The organism is Metallibacterium scheffleri, from assembly GCF_002077135.1.
GTDB lineage: Bacteria > Pseudomonadota > Gammaproteobacteria > Xanthomonadales > Rhodanobacteraceae > Metallibacterium > Metallibacterium scheffleri.
This window is the reverse complement of the sequence record NZ_LDOS01000002.1, coordinates 1,027,447-1,039,753: the sequence shown is the minus strand read 5'-3', so window position 1 is coordinate 1,039,753 and position 12,307 is coordinate 1,027,447. Positions and strand designations below refer to the sequence as shown.

Annotated in this window: 12 protein-coding genes; 2 read left to right on the top strand and 10 right to left on the bottom strand. The window is 60.4% G+C overall.

Going from position 1 to position 12,307, the window contains the following annotated elements; translation table 11 throughout:
- Positions 1-2: 2 nt before the first annotated feature.
- Both Mschef_RS09910 and Mschef_RS09905 read right to left on the bottom strand, forming a co-directional pair.
- Positions 3-254: a hypothetical protein gene (locus Mschef_RS09910; RefSeq protein WP_081128030.1), complete on the bottom strand. Its 252-nt coding sequence runs from the start codon at positions 252-254 to the stop codon at positions 3-5.
- Positions 251-505 carry a hypothetical protein gene (locus Mschef_RS09905; protein ID WP_081128028.1) on the bottom strand — a complete coding sequence of 85 codons (255 nt, stop codon included), beginning with the start codon at positions 503-505 and terminating at the stop codon, positions 251-253. The genes Mschef_RS09910 and Mschef_RS09905 overlap by 4 nt, the downstream gene beginning before the upstream one ends.
- Before the next feature lie 141 nt (positions 506-646).
- Between Mschef_RS09905 and Mschef_RS09900 the strand changes: the two genes are divergently transcribed.
- Both Mschef_RS09900 and Mschef_RS09895 read left to right on the top strand, forming a co-directional pair.
- The gene (locus Mschef_RS09900) at positions 647-5,572 is read left to right on the top strand and encodes a DEAD/DEAH box helicase (RefSeq protein ID WP_081128026.1); all 4,926 of its coding nucleotides are present in this window, start codon (positions 647-649) and stop codon (positions 5,570-5,572) included.
- Positions 5,573-5,680: 108 nt separating this feature from the next.
- The gene (locus Mschef_RS09895) at positions 5,681-6,622 is read left to right on the top strand and encodes a hypothetical protein (RefSeq protein ID WP_136256501.1); all 942 of its coding nucleotides are present in this window, start codon (positions 5,681-5,683) and stop codon (positions 6,620-6,622) included.
- A gap of 311 nt (positions 6,623-6,933) precedes the next feature.
- On the opposite strand, the gene Mschef_RS09890 is transcribed toward Mschef_RS09895, so the two are convergent.
- The 8 genes from Mschef_RS09890 to Mschef_RS09860 form a co-directional block, all read right to left on the bottom strand.
- Positions 6,934-7,389 (bottom strand): hypothetical protein, encoded by a 456-nt coding sequence (locus tag Mschef_RS09890; protein ID WP_136256500.1) that lies wholly within the window; start codon positions 7,387-7,389, stop codon positions 6,934-6,936.
- Positions 7,390-7,488: 99 nt separating this feature from the next.
- A complete protein-coding gene (locus tag Mschef_RS09885) occupies positions 7,489-8,010 on the bottom strand; it encodes a hypothetical protein (protein WP_081128020.1) in 522 nt (173 codons plus the stop codon).
- 61 nt (positions 8,011-8,071) lie between these two features.
- On the bottom strand, positions 8,072-8,440 hold the full coding sequence (locus tag Mschef_RS09880) for a hypothetical protein (RefSeq protein WP_081128018.1): 369 nt from the start codon (positions 8,438-8,440) through the stop codon (positions 8,072-8,074).
- On the bottom strand, positions 8,437-8,856 hold the full coding sequence (locus Mschef_RS17275; RefSeq protein WP_136256499.1) for a hypothetical protein: 420 nt from the start codon (positions 8,854-8,856) through the stop codon (positions 8,437-8,439). The genes Mschef_RS09880 and Mschef_RS17275 overlap by 4 nt, the downstream gene beginning before the upstream one ends.
- A 766-nt stretch (positions 8,857-9,622) precedes the next feature.
- Positions 9,623-10,222 carry a DUF6573 family protein gene (locus Mschef_RS09875; protein ID WP_081128016.1) on the bottom strand — a complete coding sequence of 200 codons (600 nt, stop codon included), beginning with the start codon at positions 10,220-10,222 and terminating at the stop codon, positions 9,623-9,625.
- A 2-nt stretch (positions 10,223-10,224) separates the two neighbouring features.
- Positions 10,225-11,145, bottom strand: coding sequence for an ArdC-like ssDNA-binding domain-containing protein (locus Mschef_RS09870; RefSeq protein WP_081128014.1), 921 nt, complete (start codon positions 11,143-11,145; stop codon positions 10,225-10,227).
- Between the two features lie 168 nt (positions 11,146-11,313).
- Entirely contained in the window at positions 11,314-11,745 is a 432-nt protein-coding gene (locus Mschef_RS09865; RefSeq protein WP_081128012.1) for a hypothetical protein, read from the bottom strand.
- A 14-nt stretch (positions 11,746-11,759) separates the two neighbouring features.
- Complete coding sequence (locus tag Mschef_RS09860; RefSeq protein ID WP_136256498.1) at positions 11,760-12,173, bottom strand: hypothetical protein; 414 nt, start codon at positions 12,171-12,173, stop codon at positions 11,760-11,762.
- Positions 12,174-12,307 lie beyond the last annotated feature (134 nt).

The window sequence follows — 12,307 nt, the reverse complement described above, 5'->3', positions numbered from 1 at the left end:
CCTCACGCGCGCGACGGGAAATGCTCTAAACGAATCGCCGGCCAGTTCGATGCGCCGCGCGCGGCCAGGACCATCTGGTCGGTGCTCAGCGCTATTGCGCACGGCTGCCCGCCCTCGAGCAGGTGCCAGCAGCGGCCAGCGTCGTCGCGCTCGTACGTGAGCACGCAGGCAGGCGACGCGACCATGCGGGCACCCCACAACGCCGACCGCGCGGGGTAGTGCGCGAGGATGCGCGCGGCGGCGGCGGCGCTCATGGCTGCGCTCCGCGCTTGGACTGCATCGCGATCAGCTCAGCGGCCAGCATTATGCTGGCCCGAATCGCAGCAGCCCGACTCGGTGCCCGCAGCGCGCGTTGTACCGATTTCAGCGCAGCGACATGCTCGCGATCGAGTGCGACGCCAGCCAAATTCGCAGCAGCGGCAGCACGGTACCGGCGGCCCCGTGCAGCGTCGGCAGCCCGGCGGGCCGCCAGGGCGGCGGCGGTGATAGTGATTTGCATTTTCATGTTGCGCCTCGTGGTGGCGAGTCGGGGTCGGGCACGGAATTGCGCCTTCTCAACCGAGAGGGGCTACTGGGTCACCGCCGGTGGACCCGCGCGTCTGGCACCATAGAGCTGTTCAAGGGAAGACAAGGGCAAGACTGAGCCATGACCGCTGCATTGACCCGCTTGCTCGACACCTATCGCCAGGCCGCAGCCAGCGAGCGCGAGAAAGGCAGTTATTTCGAGGAGCTGATCCTTGCGTACCTGCGCACGGAGCCCAGCTACGCCGACCTCTACGCAGAGGTCTGGACCTATGCTGACTGGGCGCGGGCACAAGGCCAGGACGCACGCGATACCGGCATCGATTTGGTGGCGCGCACGCGCGGCACGAACGAGTTCCACGCGATCCAGTGCAAGCTGTACGCGCCGGATTACAAGCTGCAGAAGAAGGACATCGACAGCTTCTTCACCGCCTCCGGCAAGAAGCCCTTCACCCACCGCCTCATCGTCAGCACCACGAACCTGTGGAGCGAGCACGCTGAGGACGCGCTGCGCGACCAGCAGCCACCGGTCAGCAAGATCGACCTGCACGATCTCGAGAACAGCCAGATCGACTGGGCACGCTATCAGCCCAGCGCGCCACCGCCGCTCAAACCCAGGAAAGCCTTACTGCCGCACCAGCAGTCTGCGGTCACTGCGGTACGCGCGGGCTTGAGCGAGGGCGACCGCGGCAAGATGATCATGGCCTGCGGCTCCGGCAAGACCTTCACCAGCCTCAAGATTGCCGAGTCCCTGGCCGGCAAGGGTAAGCGCGTGCTGTTCCTGGTGCCTAGCCTGGCGTTGCTCTCGCAGACGCTGACCGAGTGGACGCAGGAGTCCACCACGCCGCTGCACAGCTTCGCGGTGTGCTCGGACAGTGACGTGGGCAAGAAGCGCAAGTCAGACGACGACACCGTCCAGACCTTCACGCACGAGCTGCGCTATCCCGCCACGACGAATGCCCGACGTCTGGCCGAGGAAATGGCCAAACGCCACGACGATCAGCACATGAGCGTGGTCTACAGCACCTACCACTCGATTGATGTGATCAGCCGCGCGCAGAAAGAGTTCGGCCTGGCCGAGTTCGACCTGATCGTCTGCGACGAGGCCCACCGCACCACCGGGGCCACGTTCGAGGACGAGGACGAAAGCCATTTCGTCAAGGTGCACGACAACACCTTCATCCGCGCCGCCAAGCGGCTGTACATGACCGCCACGCCACGGATCTACGGCGACAGCGCCAAGGTCAGTGCCGAGCGCGACAACATCGCGCTTTGCTCGATGGACGACGAAGCCCTCTATGGCAAGCAGCTCTACGTGCTCACCTTCTCCGAGGCGGTCAAGCGCGGGCTGCTGGTCGACTACAAGGTGATCGTGCTCTCGGTCGACGAAGCCCACGTCAGCCGCCGCCTGCAGAACCTGCTGAAGGACGAGAACAACCAGCTCAAGGTGGATGATGCCGCCAAGATCGTCGGCTGCTGGAAAGCGTTGTCCAAGCAGGGCCTGGATCAGGATCTGGCCGACGACCACCACGCCATGCAGCGTGCCGTGGCGTTCTGCCAGGTCATCGAGATGCAGAAGGGTGCCAGGACCCACAAGGTCAGCTCCAAGAACATCGCCAACATGTTCCAGGCCGTGGTCGAGGGCTATCAGAAGTCCAGCGAGCCGGACGAGGCCACCACGCAGCTGCACTGCGAGGCCGAGCACGTCGATGGCGGCATGAATGCCAGCCAGAAGGAAGCCAAGCTGGACTGGCTCAAGGCGGCAACGCCCGAGCAGACCTGCCGCATTCTCAGCAACGTGCGTTGCCTCTCCGAAGGCGTGGACGTGCCGGCGCTGGATGCCGTGCTGTTCCTGACCCCGCGCAACTCACAGGTCGATGTGGTCCAGTCCGTTGGGCGTGTGATGCGCAACTCACCGGGTAAGCAGCGCGGCTACATCGTCTTGCCGGTCGTGATCCCGGCCGGGGTCGAACCCCACGACGCGCTCAATGACAACCAGACCTACAAGGTGGTCTGGCAGGTGCTGCAGGCCCTGCGCTCGCATGATGACCGCTTCGATGCGATCGTCAACAAGCTGGACCTGATGGGTAAGGACACCAGCAAGATCGAAGTCGTCGCCATCACCGACACGATCCAGCGCAAGCCAGGCAACCGCAGCCAACGCGATCAGCAGGCCAGTCTTGCCAGGGGACGCCGCAGCATCGGCGCGGCGGTGGAGCATCCCGTCCCCGAGACGATGCCCATGCCCTTCGAGATCGGCGAGATCGAGCGCGCCATCGTCGCCAAACTGGTGCAGAAGGTCGGCAACCGCCACCACTGGGAAGACTGGGCCGACGACATCGCCAAGATCGCGCGCACGCACATCGCGCGCATTACCACACTGATCGAAAATCCTGCCAACACCCGCGAGCGCGAGGCCTTCAACCGTTTTGCCCGCGAGTCGCGCGAAGACCTCAATGACAGCATCACCGATGCCGAGATCGTCGAGATGCTGGCCCAGCACCTGATCACCAAGCCGGTCTTCGATGCGTTGTTCAAGGGCTACAGTTTTGCCCAGCACAACCCGATGTCGCAGGCGATGCAGGGCGTGCTCGATGCGCTGCAGGAGCACCGCCTCGACAAGGAGGGCGACACGCTACAGGCCTTCTACGACAGCGTGAAGCTGCGCGCCGAGGGCATCGACAGCGCGGCCGGCAAGCAGAAGATCGTGGTGGAGCTGTACGACAAGTTCTTCCGCAACGCCTTCCCGCGCATGACCGAGCGCCTTGGGATCGTCTATACGCCGGTGGAAGTCGTGGATTTCATCATCCACAGCGTCAACGACCTCCTGCAGGCCGAGTTCGGTCAGACCCTGGGCAGCACCGGCGTGCACATCCTCGACCCGTTCACCGGCACCGGCACCTTCATCACCCGGCTGCTGCAAAGCGGCCTGATGACGCCGGAGCAACTGAGCTACAAGTACCAAAACGAGATCCACGCCAACGAGATCGTGCTGCTGGCCTACTACATCGCCGCCATCAACATCGAGGCGGCGTACCACGGCATCGTCGGCGGCGACTACGTGCCCTTCGAGGGCATCTGCCTGACCGACACGTTCCAGATGTACGAGAAGGACGATCTGGTCAGCGCGCTGCTGGTCGACAACAGCCAGCGGCGCAAGCGCCAGAAGACACTGGATATCCGCGTCATCCTGGGCAACCCGCCATACTCGATCGGGCAGAAGAGCGAGAACGACAACAACGACAACGTCGCCTATCCGCACCTGGACGAGCGCATCCGCAGCACCTACGCGGCACGCTCCAAGGCGATGCTTGCCAAGGGTCTCTACGACAGCTACATCCGCGCCATCCGCTGGGCCTCCGACCGCATTGGTGACTCGGGCATGATTGGTTTCGTGTCGGGCTCTGGCTTTGCCGAAAAGTCGGCCATGGATGGGATGCGTAAGTGTCTCGCCGAGGAGTTCAGCCGAATCTATCTGCTCAACCTTCGTGGCGACATTCGCAAGAATATGCTCAGCAAAGGACGAGCAAAGGAGGGCCAGAACATATTCGCGAGCGGCAGCATGAGCGGCATCGCCATCACGCTGTTTGTCAAGAACCCTAAAGCGAAGACACGCGGCGAAATTTTCTATCGTGACATCGGCGACGACTTGACGCGCTACGATAAGTTAAATTCGCTTGCAGCCTTAAGCTCGGTTGCTGAAATCGAAAAGGTCGGCGATTGGCTGGTCATCGCCCCAGACGCCCACGGCGACTGGCTCAACCAGCGCGACGACCGTTTCAGCGAGTTCATCGTGCTCGGCGACAAGAAGGGCGACGCCGCCAAGTTGTTCGAGAACTTCTCGCTTGGCGTTGTCACCAACCGCGATGCGTGGTGTTACAACAGCTCCAAGTCCGCGCTTGCGGCCAACATGACGCGGATGATCCGCTTCTATGACGAGCAATTGACCGCCTTCAACAAGGTCTACCCGGGCAAGAGCAAGGCGGTACGTGCGGCAGCGGTGGACGATTTCATCGACACCGATTCAACCAAGATCAGCTGGACGCACAACCTCAAGCAGGAACTTGTGAAAGGGAGTCGCTTCGCGTTCGAAGCGCCCTGCCTGGTGCCGAGCCTCTATCGCCCCTTCACCAAGCAGTGGCTGTACTTCAACCGCCGCTTCAACGAGAGGGTCTACCAGATGCCGCGCATCTTCCCGGATGCAGCGGCGGAGAATCGGGTGATTTGCGTGTCGGGAATCGGGGCGCGAAGTGGCTTCTCTGCGCTCATGTCTGATGCGCTTATAAACCTCCACACCTTGGACACGGGCCAATGCTTCCCGCTCTACCTCTACGACGCGCCCGACGAAGAGGGCGACGATGACAGCATCCAAGGTGGGCTGCTGCCGGGTGCTGCAAGTGCCACCCAATCGACGCGCACGCGCCGCGAGGCGCTGACCGACGAGGGGCTGGCGCACTTCCTGGCCGCGTACCCAGGTGAAGCGATCAGCAAGGAAGACGTGTTCTACTACGTCTACGGCCTGCTGCACTCGCCTGAGTACCGCGAGCGCTATGCCGACAATCTGTCCAAGGAACTGCCGCGCATCCCCTGCGTCAAGACAGCAGCGGACTTCTGGGCGTTCAGCAAAGCGGGCCGCGCGCTGGCCGAGCTGCACCTCCATTACGAGACCGCGCCGATGTTTCCGGCCACCCTCGACACCGGAGGCGGGCGCTTGACCGATGCCGACTACCGCGTCGAGAAGATGCGCTACGGCAAGAACGGCAAGGACAAGGATCTGACCACGCTGCTCTACAACGACGCCATCACCGTTACCGGCATTCCGCTCGAAGCCTACGAGTACGTGGTCAACGGCCAGCCCGCGCTGGATTGGGTGGTCGAGCGCCAGTGTGTGAAGACTGACAAGGACAGCGGCATCGTCAACGACGCCAACGACTGGGCGACCGAAACGGTCGGAAATCCACGCTACCCGCTGGAGTTGTTCCTGCGGGTGATTACGGTGAGCCTGGAAACCATGAAGGTCGTCAGAGCATTGCCGGCGCTGAACGCGTGATTGCCGCGGGAATCCAACTGATGTTAATGCAGCTCAATCGACGTTCCGACCGACGCAAAGTCGCCGGCCGGATTTCCATTTCTGCAATTTCGCAGAACAGGAGCGAGCATGGACCAGACGCGCATAGTTCATTCGGCAACAGCGGCGTGGGAAGCACTTCCCAAAGTGGCAGCCCTCAGTGAGCAACCTTTACCAAAGCCGGCCACCAGCGCAACAGAACTTCAGATCGAACGTCCTCCGAAATTGAGCGCAAGCGATGTAAACGGAATGATTCCGGCCTGGCTCGCGCTGGTCGGCGTGATAGTCACGCTCATGGTAAAATGGATCTCAGACTGGTTTCAGCGTAGATATGAATTTCGTCGACAGCTTTATCTCGACTTAGTTGATGGAGTACAGACGGTCAATCAATGCCTAGGACGGCTGTGTGACGTGGACATCAAGCTAAGCGAAACGTCGCAAAAGTATCAAGGCGCTGGCCCCGCTCTCGCTAAGGTAGAGCTTGCTGCGCCGAAAAGGTTGTCTCGCTTGCTGACCGACTACAAAAATGTGAGCGGGGCTTGTTTCATATATCTTCTGCAGTTGCGAGCAGTCATCGAAATTAACCTGCAAGATTTGAAGTTTGCAGACGGACAAATGGAAATCTACAAAGAGCAGCAGCGCTATTTACTCGAGGAGTTGCGGAACCTGAGCATCGCAGGGAGCGACGACCAAGCTCGAAGAGCGCGCGTAGAGCAATATTTTGATGACTATCAAGAACAAATACAAAAGCAACTAGACAGAAAAGTTGTTGATACAAAAAAAATCGCCGCGCAGACAGAAGTAATGAGCATCATCGTTACGGGCTGCATGGGCATGCTTGCATTAATGTCACCACAAATTCTGATGCACGCTCGCAAAGGGCTCGGTTTTTGGTTTTTCGATCTAAAGGACTATCAGGAGCGAACAAAATCAAGTGTCGTCATGGCGCAGCAGGCTTTGAAGGATTTGCGGGAGTCTTTAAAAGAGACCGGCAAATCCGATGGTAGTATCGGCGCGGATAATATCGATTAGTCGGTGTTCTGTCTTGCTAACGAGTCGAACCTACCAACGCGCCTCTGTTGATTCCCGAGCACCGACGGCACCGCCGAGTAAATGAGGTCTCCGGGTGCGGTTTATACCTTGGTCCGCGCCAGCAGCAGTGGCGCAACAAGACCGGTTATGGAAATGCAGTCTGACAACGTTGAACACCGCATTGCACTGACACAGCAGCACCCTGCAACAAGGACAACACCATGACCAGCGAACGCCTGAAAGCTCAAGGCAAGAGCATCAAGCGGGCAGTATTGACGGGAAGTCTCTTATGGAGATGTTAGATGACCGGCTCATATCTCCACATGCGCCGTAGGAAGAGCTTGAACCGGTAGCAAACCGTCCAAGTCGACCCCAGACAATATATGGACTGCCTTTAGTGCAGTGATGATCACTTCGTGTATGGCATTCAGGTCATTGAGCATGATGTCGCAGCCAACATCAGAATTTCTACGGAAATTGTGCTGACGATAAAACGAATGTGCTAAGCGATTCCGCTCGCTCAGGGCAGTGGTAAGAACGGACTCAATGTTGGCTGCGGAGTCCACTGACTTATGCAACCGTTTGAGCAGCTGCCCTAGAGTGTCACGATTAATAGATTTGAAGAGGGTCGCCGCTTTTTCCGGATCTTTGTTCTCAAGGAGGTCTGCGTCAATTGCGCCAACCGTGAGCAGGATGTTCCCAAGCGCTGTCTCTAGCAGCTGAGCCGCTTCAGAGACCTCGCCAAACTTACAGTACACATCATCCAAGCTAGACATTGAACACCCTAGACCATCTAACGCTGCTCGTGAGCGGCGAGCGAAGGCAGCGCGAAACGCCGACGTAGCGAGTCCGACTCCACGCGCTTGTTAGAGATCATTTTCAAACTTGCTGAGATATTCATGCTCAGACGGCTTCAGCTTTTCGTCCGTGATGCCGTACCTTTCTCGCAAGGGCTTGGCGACCTCTGTTAACCTTTCATCGGCTGTCTCGAAAAGCTTTTGAGCGTGCTCAAGCTCTTCGATCATTTTGTCCCGACCGTTACTGGACATGAAAGATTCTGCACGTTCGCGAAAGAAGTGATGGGCAAGGAAGTTGCGCTTTTTCAAAGCGTCAGTGAGGAGGCCTTCCAAATCCGTCGGAACTGAAGTGGCTTTCCCCAACCCTCGGATGAGTCTACCAAGCGTCTGTTCGAATTGTTGGCTCATAAACCCATCAAACTCTGCCTCCCACTGCTTCCTTGGGACCGGCTTCTCAGCTCGACGTGGAAGTAGTTCAGCATACATAAGAGCATTCGCCAGCCCGTGTTCCAATACCTGGGCAAGATACTGAGTCAGACCAAAATGTGCGTACACGGTCTTAACGTGCTCGTCTTTACTGTCTTCGTTCATGATCTCTCAACGCTGGAGTTAAGCGGCGGCGTAGCCGTCCGCCTTGAACGGATTTGTTAGATTAGCCCGCTTCGGGCGGCACCTTCTTCGACCATTCCGCCACACGCAACAAGACAGCCCCATTTTCCGCTCCGCCCCACATGGCCCTCTCATCCTGCCAGTAGAAGAAGCGAGCGGTACGCCCTTCACCGAGATCTTTAGTGCTCGATTTTCCCTTCTTTGAGTAGAGGACAACTAAATCATCCTTTTTGATCTCACCATCAGGGAACCAAAACGCAGTTTTTCGCCCAGCGGTTACGCCTCCGTCAGAAGAAACCGCAGTGTAGAACACGGCGTATTGACCAAGATCTAGATCAGATACGGCCTTCATAACAATTCGTTCATTCTGGTAGTTGCCGGCGTCAACAAACGATGTAATATAGATTTTCATAGCTTAATCGCCTTGGCGATGATCCCGCAAATTATCAGAACAGCTCCAAATACCAGAGCTATCACCCCGCTAGGAGGGGAAGCCCAAACCGCTGGAGCGTATCCAAGTGCGGCTGCTCCTACTGCAAGGCATGACCCGGATACAATTTCAGCGGCGATATTTCTTTTCTGCTTCTCTTCAACAACGGCAAGATTTTTGTCTGCACGATGGTAGTCGTCTTTGAAAGAAGAGAGTCGACTATTCTCATCAGAGAGTCGCTCTAACTCCTCGAGAATCATTTTTTGGGTACCTGGTGCAGCAAGCTCTTCGTCAGTCAGCTCTCGTTTCAGACCAGACAGCGCACGCCTAGTCTTTGTCGCTGGCACCGTGGTGACAATGGCGCCGCTTTCTTCCGGTTGTTGCTCTTGCTGAGACATCGTGAATTCCCAGAACTGATCTAACGTCGAAAATCACCGGCCTGCGCGGCTTTTCGCGCAGGTCCGGTGGATTGCCGGGTTAGCCCGGCACATGGTGGAAGAATGCCTTCCCTTGCCGACTGGCAAATAGATAAAACCATGCGAGAAGACCCCAGACAAAACACTCGGTGACGTAAAGGCCTGACTCAGGGAGCGGGTCGGGCCCCGGAAATAGCCAATGTACGACCACAAATGGCAAGACTTGCAGAATGGGCATAACGACTACGACAGGCCGAACCCAGAGGCTTCGTCGAAACAAGCCGATACCTACAGCGGTCATGAACGGGCCTATTACGAAAAGGCCAAACGCAACTCCAGTACTCCATATCTCTTGCCACGACAGCTGCGTACCGAAATAGCCGATGGTGGCACTTGGAACGAGCGGAAGTACTGTGCAGACAATGCCAACGACAAAGCATGCTCCGCACATGATGCGAGGTAGCCAGGGCATCTCATTCCACCGATTGACGATATCTCTCAGCATAGAGGGCTAACAAGAAGTAGACCCCGGATCGGGGTGTAGCGCCGGATGTTCAGCCTCGCATGAGGTGCTGTCAATCGGAAGTTCCTAAAGTGGTCAGAGAGTTGGGCATAGACGTCGCAACCGCCAAGATTCCAGCATGGGCCTGCATATCCCGCGAAGTGTAGCGACGCGTGCCGAAATAGTTTTCGACGCAGTACCGGCGGCCGATCTCCGGCCGCCTTGGGTTGCTGTGTCGGGCCTTTGTCAGTCCTCACCTTCGCGCATGATCGTGATGACCGGCGCGGCGGTGTCGCCCGGCCCGCACACGGCGTTGAGCGCCGCGCCCAGCGCGGAGAACGCCACGCGGTCGGTGTTGCCGCGGGCCGCGCGGATTGCGGTCAGCATCGCGCGCATGACCTCGTCCGCGCGCACGTCGCGCACAATGCCGGCGAGTTCGTCGGCGTCGCGCTTCGGCAGGCAGTCGATCAGCGCCCACACGCCCGCCGTGCAGGCCGTGGGGTACTTGATGCCGCCGCGCTGCGCGTGCGCGGTGACGTCAATCAACACGCCATCGGCTAACGCCTGGGCGCGGGTGTAGGAGTAGATCAGCTCGCCGGAAAGATCGCCGGTCATGGTTTCGTCGTTCATTATTTCGCTCCTGGGATGGTCATCGATCAGTTCCGCCTGCGCCTTGCACCAGCCCGCGCGCGTCCAGCGCAGCGGGTGTTTCTCGGCGTCGATCGCATGGACGAAGCGCGCATCGGCTTCGGTGACGGTCACGATGAAGTGCACGCCGAAACAGCTATCGACCCGGTAGCAGCGGCCGGCCTCGGGCCGCTGCTGGGTGCGGGTGGGCTTCGCCATGGTCAGCCCTCCGCTTCGGTGGCGGCCGGTTTGCCGGCCTTCAGGACCTTGTCCACCGCGCCCAGCACGCGGCGCGCATGCTTGTCGGTGAAGCTCGCGGCATCGCAGCCGCTGCCGGCCAGCCAGTCCTGCACGTAGCCGCGGGCGTCCTCGAGTCCCGGCAGGCCCAGCACCGCGCAGCACAGATACGCCACGCTCTCGGCCTCCACTTCGGCCAGGTCGCGGGTCAGTTCCGCGCCATCCTCGATGCGCGCCTGCTCGCTGTGCAGCAGGCAATGCGCGATCTCGTGAAACAAGGTCTTTGCAGGGTTCACCGCCAGCGGCGACACGGCCACGCGGCGGGCTTCCGGGCGTGCGTAGCCCTGCACGTTGCCGTTGGTGTGCTCGAAGTCCTCGCGGGTGATGCCCAGCGCCTCGAGGGCGCGGCCGGCGTTCCAGTCCGGCGTGACCGTCTCGATGGCTTGCGGCTCGGCTCCGGCCATCGGCTCGGTGTGATGCAGCGCGAACCAGTGGCGGCGCACCACGAACAGCACGCGGCGGCTGTCGTCCTGCTCTGTGCCGGGGTCGGCGCCGGCCAGCTTCGTGTCGGCCTTGGCCTTCACGGTGACGGGCATCGACATGCACAGCGCCTTGCTGCCCTTTTTGACCACGCGCCCGAGTTCGCGCCAGCGGTTGAAGCTCGCAATGGGTGCCAGCGGCTCGCCGCGTGCGTCCAGTTGCTCGGCGATCCATAGGGCATTCCCGAAGCTGTACGAGTGAAACAGCGTGTAAGCCTTACTGATCCGGCCGGGCTCGGTCAGTGCGTCGTGCAACATCGCCAGGAACTGCGGCTTCTGCTGCTCGCTCCCCACACCTGCCGGTTGGTGAGCCTCGCGGGTGCTCTTGCTCGTCGTGCGCGCCGGTGTGATTGTCTGGTCATACATGGTGCTGTCCTCGCTGTTGGTTCTGCCGGTTGGAGCCGCCTCACTGAATCGCGAGGCGGCCCGAACCCGACAGGGCGAGCAGGCAGCGGGCATGACAGAGCGCGCGCAGCGCGCGTCCCGCAGGGTTGGCGTGACCGATGCAGGCGCGGGGCCAACGAGCGCGCGGCTTCAATCGGCAGTGGCAGCGAGGAAAGCTGGACCAGCGATCACGGCCTCCAAGCGCGCTTCGCCGTGCGATCCGCGCGTCAATGAAACCCACGTGCAGCCCGCCCGCCCGGCCAGCGATTCGAGCACGCGCAGCGCGCCGCCTGACGCGCGCAATATCAGATAAAAATCGCACCAGTCCGAACCGCTCGCGCGTCGCGGATCATCCGGCGGTCGCAGCGTGATGCCGACCTCCTGCAACGCAGCGGCAACATCTGGCGCTGCGTCGCGATCGCGCTGCAGTTTGCCGCTGCCAGACGTGATCCAGGCGAATTCCGTGCCATCAAGCGCACCATTCGTAAGGGTTAGGATGTGCCTCAACTCGCCCTGTCCGGCAAAGTGATACACGCCGGGTTCGTCCAGCGCGAGCGGCTCGTGTTCGTGATCGTTTTTCATGGTCTGCTCCTGGCTCAGAAAAAATGGCTATGCAGATAAAATCCGGCGCCCAGCGCCGCGCCCACGCCCGCGCATGCCGCCGATGCAAACCCAACAGCGACGCGGTGCCGGTCTGGCAGCACCAAGCCGCCGCCGGCCACCACGGCCAGCGGCACAGCCGCGGCGATCGATGCGGCGACGATCGCGCAGGAGTCGAGGGTCGGCCGCGTGATGTTGCGCAATACGGCGTAGCCAACGATCAGCGCGCTGACGATCAGCAGGCGCATGCGTGCGTCGTCCTCGCCGCTCGCGCGCCCCGCAGCGACGCCTGCGAACGCGGCCGCAATGCCTGCGGCGATCGCGATGCGAAGGCCGCGATCGGGCACACCGGCGAACTCGAGCGCCACGGCCGCGAGAGGCCAAGCCAACAGGATTGCATCAACGCGCATGGCCGCGCGGATCGACGTGCCGCGGTTGGAACCGCCTGCGAGTTCGATCGCGAAAAATGCAACAGCCAGCGCGATCGCGATCGCGACGGGCGCGACAGCGTAGAAAAGCCAGGCGGCAGCGAGGGCAATAGCAA

Bases quoted from the DNA above. Each gene is read 5' to 3' on its own strand.
- Mschef_RS09910 (WP_081128030.1), bottom strand. From the start codon at position 254: ATGAGCGCCGCCGCCGCCGCGCGCATCCTCGCGCACTACCCCGCGCGG.
- Mschef_RS09905 (WP_081128028.1), bottom strand. From the start codon at position 505: ATGAAAATGCAAATCACTATCACCGCCGCCGCCCTGGCGGCCCGCCGG.
- Mschef_RS09900 (WP_081128026.1), top strand. From the start codon at position 647: ATGACCGCTGCATTGACCCGCTTGCTCGACACCTATCGCCAGGCCGCA.
- Mschef_RS09895 (WP_136256501.1), top strand. From the start codon at position 5,681: ATGGACCAGACGCGCATAGTTCATTCGGCAACAGCGGCGTGGGAAGCA.
- Mschef_RS09885 (WP_081128020.1), bottom strand. From the start codon at position 8,010: ATGAACGAAGACAGTAAAGACGAGCACGTTAAGACCGTGTACGCACAT.
- Mschef_RS09880 (WP_081128018.1), bottom strand. From the start codon at position 8,440: ATGAAAATCTATATTACATCGTTTGTTGACGCCGGCAACTACCAGAAT.
- Mschef_RS17275 (WP_136256499.1), bottom strand. From the start codon at position 8,856: ATGTCTCAGCAAGAGCAACAACCGGAAGAAAGCGGCGCCATTGTCACC.
- Mschef_RS09875 (WP_081128016.1), bottom strand. From the start codon at position 10,222: ATGGCGAAGCCCACCCGCACCCAGCAGCGGCCCGAGGCCGGCCGCTGC.
- Mschef_RS09870 (WP_081128014.1), bottom strand. From the start codon at position 11,145: ATGTATGACCAGACAATCACACCGGCGCGCACGACGAGCAAGAGCACC.
- Mschef_RS09865 (WP_081128012.1), bottom strand. From the start codon at position 11,745: ATGAAAAACGATCACGAACACGAGCCGCTCGCGCTGGACGAACCCGGC.
- Mschef_RS09860 (WP_136256498.1), bottom strand. From the start codon at position 12,173: ATGCGCGTTGATGCAATCCTGTTGGCTTGGCCTCTCGCGGCCGTGGCG.